The 16,470-nt window shown below is 67.0% G+C and carries 16 protein-coding genes; 9 read left to right on the forward strand and 7 right to left on the reverse strand.

Annotation, left to right across the window (positions count from 1 at the left end; all coding sequences use genetic code 11):
- Window positions 1–89: 89 nt before the first annotated feature.
- Window positions 90–674, forward strand: coding sequence for an NUDIX hydrolase (locus ACVKN3_RS10680; protein WP_285404402.1), 585 nt, complete (start codon window positions 90–92; stop codon window positions 672–674).
- Window positions 675–816: 142 nt separating this feature from the next.
- Window positions 817–4,362: a DNA polymerase III subunit alpha gene (dnaE, locus tag ACVKN3_RS10685; RefSeq protein ID WP_354517335.1), complete on the forward strand. Its 3,546-nt coding sequence runs from the start codon at window positions 817–819 to the stop codon at window positions 4,360–4,362.
- A gap of 48 nt (window positions 4,363–4,410) precedes the next feature.
- Here the strand turns inward: dnaE and ACVKN3_RS10690 are convergent, their stop codons facing one another.
- Window positions 4,411–5,151: a hypothetical protein gene (locus tag ACVKN3_RS10690; protein WP_354517337.1), complete on the reverse strand. Its 741-nt coding sequence runs from the start codon at window positions 5,149–5,151 to the stop codon at window positions 4,411–4,413.
- A 258-nt stretch (window positions 5,152–5,409) separates the two neighbouring features.
- Here ACVKN3_RS10690 and ACVKN3_RS10695 point away from each other — a divergent pair, with 258 nt between their 5' ends.
- Window positions 5,410–6,369, forward strand: coding sequence for an acetyl-CoA carboxylase carboxyltransferase subunit alpha (locus tag ACVKN3_RS10695; RefSeq protein ID WP_285404394.1), 960 nt, complete (start codon window positions 5,410–5,412; stop codon window positions 6,367–6,369).
- A gap of 30 nt (window positions 6,370–6,399) precedes the next feature.
- Window positions 6,400–7,695, forward strand: coding sequence for a tRNA lysidine(34) synthetase TilS (gene tilS, locus ACVKN3_RS10700; protein WP_354517339.1), 1,296 nt, complete (start codon window positions 6,400–6,402; stop codon window positions 7,693–7,695).
- Window positions 7,696–7,707: 12 nt separating this feature from the next.
- On the opposite strand, the gene ACVKN3_RS10705 is transcribed toward tilS, so the two are convergent.
- Window positions 7,708–8,349, reverse strand: a complete 642-nt coding sequence (locus ACVKN3_RS10705) for a hypothetical protein (protein ID WP_354517341.1) — start codon at window positions 8,347–8,349, stop codon at window positions 7,708–7,710.
- A gap of 202 nt (window positions 8,350–8,551) precedes the next feature.
- On the opposite strand from ACVKN3_RS10705, the gene ACVKN3_RS10710 reads away from it, so the two are divergent.
- Entirely contained in the window at window positions 8,552–8,812 is a 261-nt protein-coding gene (locus ACVKN3_RS10710; RefSeq protein WP_285404390.1) for an exodeoxyribonuclease VII small subunit, read from the forward strand.
- Window positions 8,796–9,698, forward strand: coding sequence for a (2E,6E)-farnesyl diphosphate synthase (ispA, locus tag ACVKN3_RS10715; RefSeq protein ID WP_456991764.1), 903 nt, complete (start codon window positions 8,796–8,798; stop codon window positions 9,696–9,698). The genes ACVKN3_RS10710 and ispA overlap by 17 nt, the downstream gene beginning before the upstream one ends.
- Before the next feature lie 305 nt (window positions 9,699–10,003).
- On the opposite strand, the gene ACVKN3_RS10720 is transcribed toward ispA, so the two are convergent.
- Entirely contained in the window at window positions 10,004–10,432 is a 429-nt protein-coding gene (locus tag ACVKN3_RS10720) for a DUF4870 domain-containing protein (RefSeq protein WP_285404388.1), read from the reverse strand.
- A gap of 104 nt (window positions 10,433–10,536) precedes the next feature.
- Complete coding sequence (gene pmbA, locus ACVKN3_RS10725) at window positions 10,537–11,886, reverse strand: metalloprotease PmbA (RefSeq protein ID WP_354517344.1); 1,350 nt, start codon at window positions 11,884–11,886, stop codon at window positions 10,537–10,539.
- A 124-nt stretch (window positions 11,887–12,010) separates the two neighbouring features.
- On the opposite strand from pmbA, the gene ACVKN3_RS10730 reads away from it, so the two are divergent.
- Entirely contained in the window at window positions 12,011–12,259 is a 249-nt protein-coding gene (locus ACVKN3_RS10730; RefSeq protein WP_285404384.1) for a DUF1653 domain-containing protein, read from the forward strand.
- Entirely contained in the window at window positions 12,256–12,813 is a 558-nt protein-coding gene (yjgA, locus tag ACVKN3_RS10735) for a ribosome biogenesis factor YjgA (RefSeq protein WP_285404382.1), read from the forward strand. The genes ACVKN3_RS10730 and yjgA overlap by 4 nt, the downstream gene beginning before the upstream one ends.
- 65 nt (window positions 12,814–12,878) lie before the next feature.
- Here the strand turns inward: yjgA and tldD are convergent, their stop codons facing one another.
- Genes tldD through ACVKN3_RS10750 form a run of 3 tightly spaced genes read right to left on the reverse strand, consistent with a single transcriptional unit; the run spans window position 12,879 to window position 14,906 of the window.
- The gene (tldD, locus tag ACVKN3_RS10740) at window positions 12,879–14,318 is read right to left on the reverse strand and encodes a metalloprotease TldD (RefSeq protein ID WP_456991728.1); all 1,440 of its coding nucleotides are present in this window, start codon (window positions 14,316–14,318) and stop codon (window positions 12,879–12,881) included.
- Window positions 14,319–14,375: 57 nt separating this feature from the next.
- A complete protein-coding gene (locus ACVKN3_RS10745) occupies window positions 14,376–14,741 on the reverse strand; it encodes a HigA family addiction module antitoxin (RefSeq protein WP_285404378.1) in 366 nt (121 codons plus the stop codon).
- Between the two features lie 9 nt (window positions 14,742–14,750).
- On the reverse strand, window positions 14,751–14,906 hold the full coding sequence (locus ACVKN3_RS10750; protein ID WP_354517360.1) for a type II toxin-antitoxin system RelE/ParE family toxin: 156 nt from the start codon (window positions 14,904–14,906) through the stop codon (window positions 14,751–14,753).
- 296 nt (window positions 14,907–15,202) lie between these two features.
- Between ACVKN3_RS10750 and ACVKN3_RS10755 the strand changes: the two genes are divergently transcribed.
- A complete protein-coding gene (locus ACVKN3_RS10755; protein ID WP_354517347.1) occupies window positions 15,203–16,399 on the forward strand; it encodes a sterol desaturase family protein in 1,197 nt (398 codons plus the stop codon).
- The last annotated feature ends 71 nt before the right edge of the window (window positions 16,400–16,470 follow it).

The raw sequence follows: 16,470 nt of genomic DNA on the forward strand, positions 1-16,470 counted from the left end.
CCCATCGCCTGATCCCGCTCCATCGCTAACGTCACGTGGTCCGATATACCCTTGGCCGGATAGTCACCTGCCCATCCAAGGAGCCCGCCATGCCGACCAGCCCGCTGCCCCACGCCTCGCCCGTTCCCGCCGACGCCAGCGAGCCGGAAGAGGTCCTGCACAAGGCGAAGTGGCTGACCCTGAAGCGGCGCGGACGCTGGGAATACGCAGAACGGAACAACCCGGGCGGCGCCGTGATCATTCTCGCGGTCACGCCGGACGACAAGGTCGTGTTCGTCGAGCAGTACCGCGTGTCGATCCTGAAGAACACCATCGAGATGCCGGCCGGCCTGGTTGGCGACCTGGCCGGCGCCGAGGACGAGGACGTGCTGTTGGCCGCCCGCCGTGAACTCGAAGAAGAAACCGGCTATGCCTGCGGCCGCATCGAGTTCGTCCACGACGGCCCGTCGTCGGCAGGCATGAGCACCGAGATGATCGCCTTCGCCCGCGCCTGGGACCTGGAGCGCGTCGGCAAGGGCGGCGGCGACGAGACGGAAAACATCATCGTGCACGAAGTGCCGCGCGCCGAGGCCGGCAAGTGGCTGTTCGACCGCGCGAAGGAGGGCTTCTCCATCGACGCCAAGCTGTTCGCGGGCCTCTGGTTCATCGAGCATCCGGAAGCCCACATGCGCTGAGGCCGGCACGCCGGGAGGGTCGGCCCGGCGTAAAGCCGCCAGCCGCCCCGTGGCGCCGTTTCCGGGGCCGCGGGGGAAAGTCAATTCTTGTCCCAACCCCCTGTCCCGGTTAGCCTTCCCTCTGCATCACCCGGCGCCGCCCATGTCCGTCCGTTTCGCCCACCTGCACCTGCACAGCGAATATTCGCTGGTCGACTCGACCATCCGCATCAAGCAGCTGGTCGCGGCCTGCGTACGCACGGGCATGCCCGCCGTCGCGCTGACGGACGAGAACAACATGTTCGGGCTGGTGAAGTTCTACAAGCAGTGCATGGCCGCCGGCGTCAAGCCGATCGCCGGCTGCGACGTGTGGATAGCCAGCCCCGACGATCCGCGGCCCTGGCGGCTCACCCTCATCTGCCAGGATCGCGACGGCTACCTCAACCTGTCCCGGCTGGTCTCCCGCGCCTGGCGCGAAGGCCAGGGCACGGGCCGCGCCCTGGTCGATGCGGCGTGGATGCACCCGGAAAGCGTCCGTGGCCTGATCGCTATCGCCGGCCGCGAGAGCGATGTCGCGCGCGTGGCGCTGACCGCCGGCCTGCCCGCCGCCACACTGCGCCTGGCGTTCCTGCAACGTCTGTTTCCCGACCGCCTCTACCTCGAGCTGACCCGCACGGGTCGCGAGAACGAAGAGAACTGGGTGCGCGCCGCCATGAAGCTGGCCGGCGACCACGAACTGCCGGTGCTCGCCAGCAACGACGTGCGCTTCCTGGAGCGCGAGGGTTTCGATTCGCACGAAGCGCGCACCTGCATCAACCAGGGCCGCGTGCTGGCCGATCCGAAACGGCCCAAGGACTACAGCGAAGAGCAATACTTCAAGTCGCCCGACGACATGGAGGCCTTGTTCGCCGACATCCCCGAAGCGCTCGAGAACACCATCGAGCTGGTCAAGCGCTGCAACCTGGTCCTGGAATTCGGCACGTACTACCTGCCCGACTTTCCCGTGCCCGAGGGCCATACGCTCGACACCTTCATCCGCGCGCAGGCGCAGAAAGGGCTGGACGAGCGACTCGAGCAGCACCCGCTGGCGGCCGGCAAGACGCGCGAGGACTACCAGGCGCGACTGGACCGCGAAGTCGACGTCATCATCGGCATGGGCTTCCCCGGCTACTTCCTGATCGTGGCCGACTTCATCGGCTGGGCAAAGGACAACGGCATTCCCGTAGGCCCCGGTCGCGGTTCCGGTGCGGGCTCGCTGGTAGCCTGGGTGCTGAAGATCACCGACCTGGACCCGCTCCAGTTCGAGCTGCTGTTCGAGCGTTTCCTCAACCCCGAACGCGTGTCGATGCCCGACTTCGACATCGACTTCTGCATGGATCGCCGCGACGAGGTGATCGACTACGTCTCGCGCAAGTACGGCCGCGACCACGTCAGCCAGATCATCACCTACGGCTCGATGGCGGCCAAGGCCGTGCTGCGCGATTCCGGCCGCGTGCTGGGCATGGGTTACGGCCAGGTGGATCGCCTGGCCAAGCTGATCCCCAACCGCCCGCTCGACCTCACCCTGGGCGATGCGCTGGGCCGCACGGAAAAATCGAAGAAAGAGCCCGACCGCATCGTCAGGGAGTTCTGCGATGTCTACGAGCAGGAAGAAGAACCGCGCCAGCTGATCGACCTGGCACTCAGCCTCGAAGGCCTCACCCGTAACGCCGGCAAGCATGCCGGTGGCGTGGTGATCGCACCCACGCCGCTGACCGATTTCGCCCCGCTGTATTGCGAAGCCAGCGGCGAAGGCGTCGTCACGCAGTACGACAAGGACGACGTGGAAGCGGTGGGCCTGGTCAAGTTCGACTTCCTCGGCCTGCGCACGCTCACCATCATCGACTGGGCCGTGAAGGCCATCAACAAGCGCCGGGCGAAGGAAGGCACCGAGCCGCTGGTGATCGAGTCGCTGCCGCTGGACGATCCGAAGGTCTACGACCTGCTGAAGAAGGCGCAGACGGTCGCGGTGTTCCAGCTCGAGTCGCGTGGCATGCAGGGCATGCTCAAGGACGCGCAGGCCGACCGTTTCGAGGACATCATCGCGCTGGTGGCGCTGTACCGCCCCGGCCCGATGGATCTCATCCCCAGCTTCTGCGCGCGCAAGCACGGTCGCGAATCGGTGGATTACCCCGATCCGCGTGTCGAGCCGATCCTGAAAGAGACCTACGGCATCATGGTCTACCAGGAGCAGGTGATGCAGATGGCGCAGATCGTCGGCGGTTACACGCTTGGCGGCGCCGACCTGCTGCGTCGCGCCATGGGCAAGAAAAAAGCCGAGGAGATGGTCAAGCACCGCGCGACGTTCCGCGACGGTGCGGCCAAGGACGGGATCGAGGGCCACAAGGCCGACGCGATCTTCGACCTCATGGAAAAATTCGCGGGCTACGGCTTCAACAAGTCGCATGCCGCCGCCTATGCGCTGGTCTCCTACCAGACCGCCTGGCTGAAGGCGCACTACCCGGCCGAGTTCATGGCCGCGACCATCTCCTCGGACATGGACAACACCGAGAAGGCGGTGACCTTCCTCGACGAGACGCGCGCCATCGGCATCCAGGTGCTGCCGCCCGACGTCAACGCCTCCGACTGGATGTTCGAGGCCGTCGAACCCCGCGTGGTCCGTTACGGCCTGGGCGCCATCAAGGGCGTGGGCCAGGGCATCTGCGAGGAGATCGTCGCCGAGCGCCGGGCGAAGGGGCCGTTCCGCGGCCTGGTCGATTTCTGCCAGCGGGTTGGCTCCAACAAGCTCAACAAGCGCACGATGGAAGCCCTGGTGCAGTCCGGCGCGCTGGATGCCCTGGGCGAGAACCGCGCCACCCTGGTCAAGCACATTCCCGAGGCCATGCGCGCCGCCGACCAGGAAGCGAAGAACCGCGCCTCCGGCCAGGTCGACATCTTCGGCAACGCCTTCGGCGCGGCCGAGGCGCCCAGCATCATCGAGCTGTCCGGCTCGGTGCCGGAGTGGCCGCTGGAACAGCTGCTGCAGGGCGAGCACGACACCCTCGGCCATTACCTCTCGGGCCACCCCACCGACCCGTGGAAGGCGGAGCTGGCCCAACTGGGCAGCTGCCCCATCGGCGAGATTCCCCAGCGCTACCAGCCACCCAAACCGCGACGCAACGACGACGACGAGAACGCCAATCGCTTCCGCCGCGGGCCGGATACGCCCTGGGTGGTCGCCGGCATGGTGGTCGGCATGCGCAAGCGCGGCGAGAGCGACGCCTTCGTGCAGATCGAAGACGCCACCGGCATGCTGGAGACCAGCTTCTTCCGCGAGGTGTTCACCGATGCAGCCTCGCTGCTGACCCGCGGCAGCATGATCGTGGTCGAGGGCGGCCTGCGCATCGACGACTTCGCCGGCGGTTACCAGCTGCGTGCGCGCAAGGCCTATGCGCTGTCCGACGCCATGGAACACTTCGGCCGCCTGCTCACGATCAAGCTCAACGGAGTGGGTCCGGAGTTCCACCAGCACCTGCGCCAGGCGCTGATGGGCTATCGCGGCGGGCGCACTCCATTGATGCTGGCCGGCTACCGCAACGCGGACGGCCAGGCCAGCTTCGAACTGGGCGAAGCGTGGCGGGTTCGCGCCCTGCCCGACCTGGTACGCACGCTGCGCGCGCTGCCGGGCGTGCTGGGTACGGAGCTGCGCATCGTACGACCGTCGGACTGACGGACGGCCGCGCATGGTTTCCGTGGGGCGCGACCTCGCCGTGCCCGCTCAGTCGTCGAACATGAAGCTCGTCTTCTCGAGTAGCTCCACCTTCTCCACCACCAGCGGCACGTCGCCTTCCGCCTCGATCGATACACCCAACTGGTCGAACGACGTGTTCGCCGGCACGGTCAGCGTGGCGGTGTAGGTAGCCGGCTGGTATTCCGAGGCCACCTGCCGGTCATGGAAAACCTGCGGCACGCGTTCCGCGGCGGTATCGGCAGCGACCAGGGTCAACGCCATGGCCACCGGCCCCTCGATCGGGCCGACGATCCGCCCACCAGATCGGGTGGCATGGGGCGCATACGTCACTCGCACCGAATAGGCCACCTCATGCCCCTGAGTGCCGTCGAATGCCTTGACCGGAAGCCACTGGTAGATCGCGCCCTGCTTCGGCGTCAGCACCATGCCAGGCTTGCCGTGGATCTCGTCGCGATAAGCGGGACGGCCGTCACCGACGAAATGCCAGGGCTTGAGATGCTCGACCGCGTCGTGCAGCTCGCGCGGCAGGCCCACCCACGTGAAGGTGGGTTCCCACGGGTGCCAGTGCTTGCCCGTCTCGGCCCCCCGCGGCGCATCGATGCCCCGGAATTCACCGTTGGGTACCGGTACCAGGCAGGCGGGCACGTAGGCGTTGGGGGGCAGCGGTGCGTCGCACGCCGGTACGTCGAACGCGTCGTGTCCGGCCGCGGCCAGGGGGAGGAAAGCGGCGACCACGGCTAGCCGACGCAGGGGGAAGCATGTATGCATGGGAGAATCCTTTCCAAGTAAGGGACTGCCTCCACGTCTTCGACGAATACCGAAACGACAGGCATGCCGCGGACTACGCCGTCCACAGGGCGATTGAAGCAGAGCCGACAGGGAGAAAGGCCAGGGCTGGGCGAGTAGCCCCTTGCGCCTACAGACATTTAGGCCAGATCCGAAGCGCCAGCCCATCCATACCCGTGCGCACACGCCCCGGCCCGGCACTGGGTATAATCAGCGGTCCTGTCCGGATGCTCCGTATTCATGAATCCCAACTTCCTTGATTTCGAACAACCCATTGCCGAGCTGGAAGCGAAGATCGAAGAACTTCGGCACGCCAGCAGCGGCCAGGCGTTCAACATCGACGAGGAAGTGGGCCGCCTGCGCGAGAAGCTGAAGATCAAGACCGCCGAGATCTTCCGCAACCTCACGCCATGGCAGGTCAGCCAGGTGTCGCGCCACCCGGCGCGCCCGTACACCCTCGATTACATCCAGGCCATGTGCGAGGAGTTCCACGAGCTCAAGGGCGACCGCATGTTCGCGGACGACCAGGCCATCGTGGGTGGCCTCGCCCGCATCAACGGCCGCTCGGTCATGATCGTCGGCCACCAGAAGGGTCGCGATACCAAGTCCAAGGTCAAGCGCAACTTCGGCATGCCGCGCCCCGAGGGTTACCGCAAGGCGTTGCGCCTGTTCAAGATGGCCGAGCGATTCGATATCCCCGTGCTCACCTTCATCGACACGGCCGGCGCCTGGCCGGGCATCAACGCGGAAGAGCGCGGCCAGTCGGAAGCCATCGCCCGCAACCTGCTCGAGATGGCCGAGTTGCGTGTGCCGATCGTCTGCACCGTCACCGGCGAAGGCGGTTCCGGTGGCGCGCTGGCCATCGGCGTCGGCGACCGCACGCTCATGCTGCAGTACTCCACCTACTCGGTGATCACGCCCGAAGGCTGCGCCTCCATCCTGTGGAAAAGCGCCGACAAGGCCAAGGATGCCGCCGAGGTCATGGGCCTGACCGCACCGCGCCTGCTCGAGAACGGGCTGATCGACAAGGTGGTGCGCGAGCCGCTCGGCGGTGCCCACCGCAACCCGCAGGCCATGGCGGTGCGCCTGAAGGCCGTGCTGCTCAACGAGCTCGACGCGCTGCAAAGCCTGCCGATCGACACCCTGCTCGAGAACCGTTACAAGCGCCTGCGCGGTTATGGTGCCTTCACCGAAGGGTGATCGCCATGCGGTGCGGCCGGGGGGTGCGCCATGAGCCACTCCCTGACCGACCACCTGGCCCAGGCCCTCGACACCGCGCCCGGCGTATCGCTGGTGGTCGCCTACAGTGGCGGCCCCGACTCCACCGCCCTGTTGCACGCCCTGGCCAGCCACATGCCACGCCCGGCGCTGCGCGCACTCCACGTCGACCATGGCTTGCACGCCGACAGCGGTGCCTGGGCGTCGCATTGCCGACGCACCGGTGACGCGCTCGGTGTGCCCGTCGAGGTGGCCCGCGTCACGGTGGACCTCAGCCAGGGCGAGGGCATCGAAGCCGCCGCGCGGCGGGCACGCCACACGGCGTTCGCTGCGGCGCTGCGTCCCGGCGAGCGCATCGTGCTTGCCCACCATCGGGACGACCAGGTCGAGACCGTACTGCTGAAACTGCTGCGCGGCGCGGGGCCCGAAGGCCTGGCGGGCATGCGCAGCCTGCGTCCGCTGGGCGCTGGCATGCTCTGGCGGCCCCTGCTCGACCTGCCCCGGGCGATCCTGCTCGAGCACGTGTCCGCGCATGCGCTGGCCACGCTGCACGACCCTTCCAACGACGACCCGCTGATTGCCCGCGGTTATCTCCGCGCCACGGTGGTGCCGGCGCTGCTCGCGCGCTGGCCGCAGGCCGCCACCAGCATCGCCCACAGCGCGCGGCTTTGCCTGGCCGCCGCCGACACCCTGCGCGATGCGTGGATGGACGCCCTGGCCGGCCTGCATCGGGGCGAGGGCACGCTGGACGCCCGCGGTTGGCTCGCGCTTCCCCTCGCGTGGCGGGCGCCGTCGCTCGAGCACTGGCTGCACGCCCGCGGACTTTCCGCGCCGACCACGGCGCAACGCGAGCAACTGGAACGACAGATCCGCGAAGGGGGCGCCGAACGACTGCCCCTGGTGGGCTGGCGCCATACCGAGGTGCGGGTCTGGCGAGGCCGCTTGTGGGCCATGCGCCGGTTGCCGGCGTTCGACCCGGAGTGGTCGGCCGCCTGGCAGGGCGAGCCGCTCAACCTTCCCGGGGGTGGCCGCCTCACGCTGGACGGGACACGACTGGCCCAGCCGCTGCAGGTGCGCTATCGCGCTGGCGGCGAAACCCTGCGGCCACAGGGCGATCGACACACCCGCGAGCTTCGGGACCTGTTCCAGCAGGGAGCCGTACCACCCTGGCGGCGGCCACGCGTGCCGTTGCTATGGGCCGACCGCGAGCTGGTGGCCGTCGGCACCCGCTGGATCAGCGAGCGGGGCCGACGGCTTTTCGACGACGCAGGCGCTACCCCGGTGTGGGACGAGGACACCGGCGCCTGAGCCTACGCGTGGTTACTTGCGGTCGCGCACGCTAACCGACACATCGTCCACGTAGGCGGCCAGCCCCTGCGACGCATCGTCACCGCGGATCACCTCGATCGCCAGGCGAGCATGCTCGGGAAGGTCGCGTGCCGGATGCCGCATGACGTGTACGTAATCGCTACCGTCGGTTGTCACTTCGCCGTGCGTCACGTTACCGATCGTCTGGCCGTCGGCGTCGATGAAACGAGCGCGGTAAAGCAGCGTGACCGGCGCATTGCCGTCGGAGGTCACACGGAAACGGGTGATGTACGTGGCTTCGCGGCCACCGGCACCACCGGGATTGCGGGGGAGCGCCACGACCTGGCTGATGCCGGTCTCGGCCTGGCGTAGTAGCGCCGCATAGCCCTCACCGTCGCGGTCCGGGCCCACGAGGTTGAGCCCGTGGGTCGAGCTGGCCCAGTCGGAGCCAAGCCAGTCGCCCATCACGCCCAGCTCGAAATCCGCGTTGCGCACGGGCAACAGGCAGGCCTGCGGCGTCGCCGTCTGCGTGAAGGTTTCCGGGCAGGCGGGAAGGCCGGACGTATCGCCCCAGTCGGCCGCGGATGCCGCGCCGGCACCGACCAGGAGCAGGCCGGCGACAGCCAGGCGGGGGAAAGACAGCAGTGACTTCATGATGAATCCTTTCATCGGTGGGAGGAGGGATGGTGCGGGTGCCCCCGCACAGGCATTCAACCACGCCCCCCGAGGGCTGCCAGCCCCTACCGGCGGTTACGCTTGGAACACTGACGCCAAGTCGCGTCATTGCCCTACTTTATGCCGTGGGCGACATCGGCCGAGATTGATCCAGAAGGCCATGTGAGCTAGTTTTGCGGCCATGCCGAAGTCGTCCGCCCCCGCCGTTACCACCTCCTCGATCGCCGAGTTCGAGCATTCCCTGGACGAGCTCGAGCAACTGGTCACCCGGATGGAAGGTGGCGAGCTCAGCCTGGACGAGTCGCTGAAGTCCTTCGAACGCGGCATCGGCCTCTACCGGCATTGCCAGACGGCGCTGGAACAGGCCGAACTGCGCGTGCGCCTGCTGCTCGACCCCGCCACTCCCGAAACGTCCGAACCCTTTGATTCCCGCATCGACTGACCTGCCCGCGCCGCTGAAGGTGCTGGCCGGCCGTGCCGACGACGCGCTCGCGCGTGCGTTGCCGGCCGCCGACCTCGCTCCCGTCGAGCTGCATCGCGCCATGCGCTATGCCGTGCTCGGCGGCGGTAAACGCCTGCGTCCGCTGCTGGTCTACGCCGCCGGCCATGCACTGGGCTGTGACGATGGCATTCTCGACGCGCCCGCGTGCGCGGTGGAAATCATCCACGCGTATTCGCTGGTGCACGACGACCTGCCTGCGATGGATGACGACGACCTGCGCCGCGGCCGACCCACGTGCCATATCGCGTTTGGCGAGGCCATGGCGATCCTGGCGGGCGACGCCCTGCAGGCACTGGCCTTCGAGATCCTGTCCACGCCCTATACAGCCGACGACGATGCATCCGCACGCATCGCCATGCTCCGCACCCTGGGCGCCGCCTGTGGCGCCGAGGGCATGGCGGGCGGCCAGGCCTTCGATCTCTCGGCCGTTGGCACGACGCTGTCGCTCGAGGAACTGGAGCGCATGCACGCCTACAAGACCGGCGCACTGATCCGCGCGTCCGTGCGCCTGGGCGCGTTGGCCGCCGGCTGCCGGGACGACACCGTGCTGGACCGGCTGGACCGTTACGGCCACGCCGTGGGCCTCGCCTTCCAGGTACGCGACGACATCCTGGATATCGAAGGCGAGTCGGCGATCATCGGCAAGACCGCCGGCAAGGATGCCGCCGCGGACAAACCCACCTTCCCGTCGATCATCGGCCTGGATGCCTCGCGCACCCGGCTGTTCGCACTGGTGGACGATGCCCTCGAGGCCATCGCGCCCCTCGGGCCCGGCAGCGAGTGGCTGGCCGAACTGGCCCGCTATTCCGCATACCGCGGGCATTGATCGGGCCGATCGGCGCCCCTGAAGCGCGAACACCTCCGAACCAACGTGCAGGAGCCCACGATGTGGGCTAACCCTCGTCGTTTCCTATGGCGAAGGGTAGGAGCCCACGATGTGGGCGAGCTCTTATCGTTTGCTAAGTCGAATGAAGCCGAATACCAGCAAAAGCGATGCCTTCGTCTGACGGTCGGGACCGCCAACACGTACGTGATGTATGGCCTCTTTCGCCGTAGCGACGGTGAGGGTTCGCGCACGTGCGTGCGCTCCTACCCCCCCCCAAGGGGTAGGAGCGCACGGAGGGCCAGCGGTCAGCTGACCAGGCGCAGTGCGAAGGGATAGCGGTAGGTACCGGTCTGGCTGACCTTCACCGCGGCCACGATGCAGAAGACGATGTTGAGAATCCAAAGCACCACGTGCAGGAACGCACCGATGAGGATGATCGTCAGTATCCAGCAGATCACGTAGCCGATAAGCACGGTGATCTGGAAGTTCAGGGCTTCCTTCGACTCGGCCACGAGGTAGGCCTTGTCTGCACGATCCTTGTTGAGGAGCCACACCACCAGCGGGACGATGATGCTGAGGAGGAGGCCCGACAGATGCGTGAGCATCGCCAGGTTCTTGTCGTCGTTGCTGCTCGACGTCGCGGCCGGTTCCCGGTCGTACGGCGGCGGCTCGTAGGGAGGCGGGGATGGCGGCGGCGGGGTTGAAGGCGGGATCTGATCGGAAGGCGTACTCATGGCACTGCTCCGTGAGGTGTCGCCTGCACTGTCGGAGAGCGCCGGGACCCTGTCAAGCAGACTTACGGCAGGGTCGCGCGAACGACCCTGCCGGCGGGGCGAACTTATTCGCCCGCGATGGTCATGGTTTCGACCAGCCACGAGCCGGTCAGCACGTGGGAGCGGCGATCGATGTCCGCGCCCACGGCCACCAGGTTGGCATACATGTCGCGCAGGTTGGCGGCGATGGTGATCTCCTCGACGGGATAGGCGATCTCGCCGTTCTCGACCCAGAAGCCGGAGGCTCCGCGCGAGTAATCGCCCGTGACGATCGACACGCCCTGCCCCATCACCTCGGTGACCAGCAGCCCGGTGCCGAGCTTGCGCAGCATGCCGGCGAAGTCGTCGCCACCGGTGGCGACCACGAGGTTGTGCACACCGCCGGCATTGCCGGTGGATTGCAGGCCGAGCTTGCGCGCCGAGTAACTACCCAGGATGTAACGCTGGAGCACACCGTCCACGACCAGCGACGAGTCGACGGTGGCCACGCCCTCGGCATCGAATACCGACGACGCCAGCCCGCGGGGAATGAGCGGTTTCTCATCGATGCGGAACCAGGACGGCAGGATCTGCTTGCCCGCATGGTCGAGCAGAAAGCTGGACCGGCGATACAGCGAGCCGCCGCTGATGGCGCCCAACAGATGGCCCAGCAGGCCGCGCGCCACTTCCGGGGCGAACAGTACCGGCGCCTGCCGGGTGCCCAGACGCCGCGCGTTCAACCGGGAGAGCGTGCGCTCCGCCGCCTTGCGACCGATCTCCGCCGGATCGGTGAAGTCCTGCGCGCGCCGGGCACTGTCGTACCAGTAGTCGCGCTGCATGCCATCGTCCTCGCCCGCGATCAACGCGACCGACAACGAATGGCGGGTACCGCGTTCGCGCCCGACGAAGCCATGCGAGTTGGCGTAGACGGACAGGCTCTGCCCGGTATTGACGCTGGACCCGTCGGAATTGGTGATGCCGGGCACGCTGCGCCCGCCATCCTCGACGGCCTGGCCCAGGGCAATGGCGGCATCGACGTCCAGGTCCCAGGGGTGCCACAGATCGAGATCCGGAAACACCGTGGCCATGCGTCCCGCCTCGGCCAGGCCGGCGGCCGGGTCTTCCTCGGTAAACCGTGCGATGGCGCACGCCTGGTCGATCGTCGCCTGGATCGACTCGGGCTGGAGGTCGGCCGTGCTGGCCGAGCCCTTGCGCTGCCCGAAGTAGACGGTGAGCGAAAAACCGCGGTCACGCGTGTGCTCGACGGTCTCCACCTCGCCCAGGCGAACGTTGACGTTGAGGCCCACGTCGATGCTGGCGGACACCTCCGCCTGGCTGGCACCGGCGGCGCGGGCGCGTCGGATGGTGTCCTCGGCCAGGGTGGCGAGGCGGTCGAGGTCCTGCTGGCTGCTGTCGCGTGTCGAAACGAGGCTCACGTGGGGCTTCCCGAAGGGCTGGGTTAGAATGACGGGCCGCGCGCGGCCAACCCATCGTTAATGGGGGTCGCGTCACCCGATCAAAAGCAACGCAGCGCACCGTGCATGGTGCCATGGAACCGTTATGAGCATCCGTGTCGGCTATTACCGCCACTTCAAGGGCATGCCCTACCGCGTACTGGGCACCGCCCGGCACAGCGAGACGATGGAAGAACTCGTCGTCTATCAGGCCCTCTATGGCGAGCACGGCCTGTGGGTGCGCCCGGCCGCCATGTTCGCCGAAACGGTGCAGCATGAAGGCCGCGACCAACCCCGCTTCGCCTTCGAGCGCGACGCCACCGACCCGCTCGCCAGCCAGGAGACACCGGCATGAGGCCCCATGACGATCGTCCGAAGCCGGACGCGGAAGACGAGGAAGATTTCGGCCCCAGCCGCAGCGAGCGCCGCCGCAACGCGCTCGACATGCTGAAGCTGGCCGGCCAGCTGATGGATCTGCCGCCCAGCCGCATTCCCAAGCTGAAGCTGCCCGAAGACATCGTCGACGAGATCGGCCGCACGCGGAAGATCACGGCGCACATCGCGCGCAAGCGCCAGCTGGCCTACCTGGCGAAGCAGATGCGCCGCCACGGCGACGAGGCGTTCGTCGACGCACGCGCCGCCCTGGGCGAGGACCGCGACCGGCAGCGCCAGGAAGCGGCACACATGCATCGGCTGGAAGCCGCCCGCGAAAAACTGCTTACCGGGGGCGACGAGGCCCTGGGCGAGCTGTTCGACACGCATCCGCACCTAGATCGCCAGCACGTGCGCTCCATCGTCCGGCAGGCGCGCAGCGAACGCGATGCGAACAAGCCGCTGCATGCGTTCCGCGAGATCTACCGCCTGCTGAAGGAACTGGAAGCCTCGTCCGAGGACGACGCTGCCGAGTAATGCGGTGTTTTGCGTGGCGCGCCGTGTACCGGCCGCGCCATGCAGGGTCGGTCGGCGGCCTTGTGTCAGGCCGCCGTACCGCCTACCGTCATGCCATCCACGCGGAGTGTCGGCTGGCCCACGCCGACCGGCACGCTCTGGCCATCCTTGCCGCACACGCCCACGCCTTCGTCCAGTGCCAGATCGTTGCCGATCATGGAGACACGCGTGAGCACCTCCGGCCCCGAACCCACCAGCGTCGCACCCTTCACCGGGCGCGTGACCTTGCCGTCCTCGATGAGATACGCCTCACTGGCGGAAAACACGAACTTGCCGTTGGTGATGTCGACCTGACCGCCGCCGAAGTTCACCGCGTACAGACCGCGCTTCACCGAGCGGATGATTTCTTCCGGCTCACGGTTGCCGGCGAGCATGTAGGTGTTGGTCATGCGCGGCATGGGGAGCTGCGCGAACGATTCGCGGCGGCCGTTGCCCGTGGACTTCACGCCCATCAGGCGGGCGTTGAGCTTGTCCTGCATGTAGCCCTTGAGGATGCCGTTCTCGATCAGCGTGGTGCATTCGGTGGGCGTGCCTTCGTCGTCGATGCTGAGCGACCCGCGGCGACCCGGCAGCGTGCCGTCGTCCACGATGGTGACGCCCTCGGCCGCCACACGCTGGCCGATGCGGCCCGTGAACGCGGAACTGCCCTTGCGGTTGAAGTCGCCTTCCAGACCGTGGCCGATGGCTTCGTGCAACAGCACGCCCGGCCAGCCCGGCCCGAGCACCACGGTCATGCTGCCTGCGGGCGCATCGACTGCCTCGAGGTTGACCAGCGCCTGGCGCACCGCTTCGTCGGCGAACGCATGCGCCCGACCGTTCTCGATCAACTCACGGTAGCCATAGCGCCCGCCGCCGCCCGAATGACCCTGCTCGCGACGACCGCCCTGCTCCGCGATGACCTGCACGTTGAGGCGCACCAGCGGGCGCACGTCGGCCGCAAGCGTGCCGTCGGAAGCGGCGATCAATACGGTGTCCAGCGTGGCGGCCAGGCTGACGACCACCTGCTTCACCCGCGGATCGCGCGAGCGTGCATAGGCGTCGACCTCGCGCAGCAGCGCGATCTTTTCTTCGTTGGGCAGGCTTTCCACCGGGTCGATGGCCGGGTACAGGCCGCGGCCCGTGGCGATCGCCAGCGGCCGGCCCGCACCCGCGCCGCCCTGGGCGATGGCACGCGCCGCGCGCGAGGCCTCGAGCAACTGGGGCAGGACGATCTCGTCCGAATAGGAGAAGCCGGTCTTTTCGCCCGAGATGGCGCGCACACCGACACCCTGTTCGATCGAATGGCTGCCGTCCTTGACGATGCCTTCCTCCAGCACCCACGACTCGCTGCGCGAGTGCTGGAAATACAGGTCCGCCGCGTCGATCGACGGCCCCATCAGCTGGGAAAACACGCGATCCAGGTCGGTGGAAGCGAGGCCGCCGGGAGTCAGCAAGCGACGTTCGGCAAGGGAAATCAGGGAATCCATCAAGGGGCGCCGTTAGCGATGGGGGAGACCCCACAGGTGGGGCCGGATGGGGTCAGCTTAAACCCTGGAGCCACCTTTGGCAGGGGTGGGCGTCTTCCGCGCCGCCGGCCGCTTGCCAGGGACCGTCTTGGACAACTCGGACCAGGGGACGATCGCGTCGAGGGTGTCGGCCATGAGATTGCGGGTCATTTCCCGATCGTAGGTGGCCTGCAGTCCTGTCCAGAACTCATCGGACATACCGAAGAAGCGCGACAGGCGCAGCCCGGTGTCCGCCGTAATGGAGCGCTTTTCCGCAATGATCTCGCCGATGCGGGCGGCGGGTACGCCTATGGCCTTCGCCAGGCGGTACTGACTCAGGCCAAGTGGCTTCAGGAACTCTTCCAGAAGCATTTCGCCGGGGTGGGGCCACGGAACTTCACGCATGATGAGTCCTTAGTGATAGTCGACAACGGTGACTTCGTACGCATGGCCGTGCCGCCAGACGAAGCACACTCGATATTGATCGTTGACGCGAATGCTGAATTGACCGGTTCGGTCGCCTCGCAGCGGCTTGAGTCGATTCGCCGGGGGTTTCTCAGATCGTCCAATGAGCGCGCATCGTCAAGCGCTGCAAGCTTTCGAACGAGTATTCGCTCGATCTGAATCCAGCGCCGGATGCGGACGCCCGAACAAAAGGCTTTGACATCGTCATCTCCGTACGACCTGATCATGACTAGTATCGCTTATCGATATTATCGAGACGCGATACTATTGGCAATATTCAGATCGATAGGCAGGCGGCGCCCACGAAGTCACGTCGGGATCGCACGGTCTCGAAGTGGGAGCCGCATGAGCCCAAAGGCGCAATGCTAGGATGCCCCCGAACTCACCGGAACGGAGCCTCCATGAGCAGGGGAAAGAAACGGGCCTTCGTCCGTCGTGTCGCGGCGGAGCCTGTCCGTCGCGCGGAAGCCGTGGTCGACGAAACACGCGATCTGTTGCACAGCAGCGGCCACCTCGACCCGCGCAAGGCCATGGTCAGCACCGCAATCGCGCTGTCGCTCGGTTTTCTTGGCCTGCTGGCGGTCATCGCCTTCCACTTCCCGCAGTACCTGACCACGCCGGACCTGCGGCACCGGTATTCGGTGGACGTGCTACGCCAGGCGCTGCTGGGCGCCCTGCTGATCGCGGGCGGGCTGTCGCTGGCCAACGTGATCCTTGGCCGCCGGCGCAACCTCAACATCGCCGCCTTCGTGCTGGTCATCGCCGCCGTGGCGCTCGGTGGCTCACGTGTGCCGGTCGGTGCGTTTCCCGACCACACGCCTTACATCGGCCTGGACTGGTTCATCCTCGACCTGCTCGGCTCCACGCTGCTGTTCGTGGTGATCGAGAAGCTGTTTCCGCTGTATCGCGGACAGTCGGTGTTCCGCTTCGAGTGGCAGACCGACATGAAGCACTTCGCCGTCAACCACTTCCTGGTGGGTCTGGCGCTGCTGGTGGTGAACTTCCTGATCCACCACGGGTTCGGCTGGCTGACGGGAAGCGACTTCCAGCGCATGGTGGCCGGCATCCACTTCGTGCCGCAGCTGCTGCTGTGTGTGCTGGTGGCCGACCTGGCCCAGTACGCCACGCATCGCGCGTACCACGAGGTGCCGTTCCTATGGCGCTTCCACGCCGTGCACCACAGCGTGAAGACGATGGACTGGCTGGCCGGCTCGCGCCAGCACATGCTGGAGCTGTTGTTCACGCGCGTCTGCGTGCTGGCGCCGCTTTACGTGCTGGGCTTCAGCGAGGCGGTGATGAATGCATACATCCTCGTCGTCGGCTTCCAGGCCGTGTTCAACCATGCCAACGTGCACCTGCCGTGGGGGCCGTTGAAGTACCTGATCGTGACACCCGACTTCCACCACTGGCACCACGCTTCCGACGACGAGGCGATCGACAGGAACTACGCGGCGCACTATGCGTTCATCGATTACCTGTTCGGCACCGCGGTGAAGTCGACGAAGCGGTTTCCCGAAAAGTACGGCGTGGTGGGCGACTACATGCCCGACGGTTTCGTGCGGCAGCAGCTGTTTCCGTTTCGGCGGCAGAAGCCTTAGAAACGGGGTTGCGTGTATCGCGCAACTCTGTATCGCGCACATCGTGCGCTCCTGCCGAGGCTGGTCGCGTG

It is taken from the genome of Luteibacter sp. PvP120 (assembly GCF_054055715.1).

Bases quoted from the DNA above. Each gene is read 5' to 3' on its own strand.
- tilS (WP_354517339.1), top strand. From the start codon at position 6,400: ATGAGCCACTCCCTGACCGACCACCTGGCCCAGGCCCTCGACACCGCG.
- ACVKN3_RS10690 (WP_354517337.1), bottom strand. From the start codon at position 5,151: ATGCATACATGCTTCCCCCTGCGTCGGCTAGCCGTGGTCGCCGCTTTC.
- ACVKN3_RS10705 (WP_354517341.1), bottom strand. From the start codon at position 8,349: ATGAAGTCACTGCTGTCTTTCCCCCGCCTGGCTGTCGCCGGCCTGCTC.
- ACVKN3_RS10755 (WP_354517347.1), top strand. From the start codon at position 15,203: ATGAGCAGGGGAAAGAAACGGGCCTTCGTCCGTCGTGTCGCGGCGGAG.
- dnaE (WP_354517335.1), top strand. From the start codon at position 817: ATGTCCGTCCGTTTCGCCCACCTGCACCTGCACAGCGAATATTCGCTG.
- yjgA (WP_285404382.1), top strand. From the start codon at position 12,256: ATGAGGCCCCATGACGATCGTCCGAAGCCGGACGCGGAAGACGAGGAA.
- ACVKN3_RS10745 (WP_285404378.1), bottom strand. From the start codon at position 14,741: ATGCGTGAAGTTCCGTGGCCCCACCCCGGCGAAATGCTTCTGGAAGAG.
- tldD (WP_456991728.1), bottom strand. From the start codon at position 14,318: ATGGATTCCCTGATTTCCCTTGCCGAACGTCGCTTGCTGACTCCCGGC.
- ACVKN3_RS10695 (WP_285404394.1), top strand. From the start codon at position 5,410: ATGAATCCCAACTTCCTTGATTTCGAACAACCCATTGCCGAGCTGGAA.
- ACVKN3_RS10720 (WP_285404388.1), bottom strand. From the start codon at position 10,432: ATGAGTACGCCTTCCGATCAGATCCCGCCTTCAACCCCGCCGCCGCCA.
- ACVKN3_RS10730 (WP_285404384.1), top strand. From the start codon at position 12,011: ATGAGCATCCGTGTCGGCTATTACCGCCACTTCAAGGGCATGCCCTAC.
- ACVKN3_RS10680 (WP_285404402.1), top strand. From the start codon at position 90: ATGCCGACCAGCCCGCTGCCCCACGCCTCGCCCGTTCCCGCCGACGCC.
- ACVKN3_RS10710 (WP_285404390.1), top strand. From the start codon at position 8,552: ATGCCGAAGTCGTCCGCCCCCGCCGTTACCACCTCCTCGATCGCCGAG.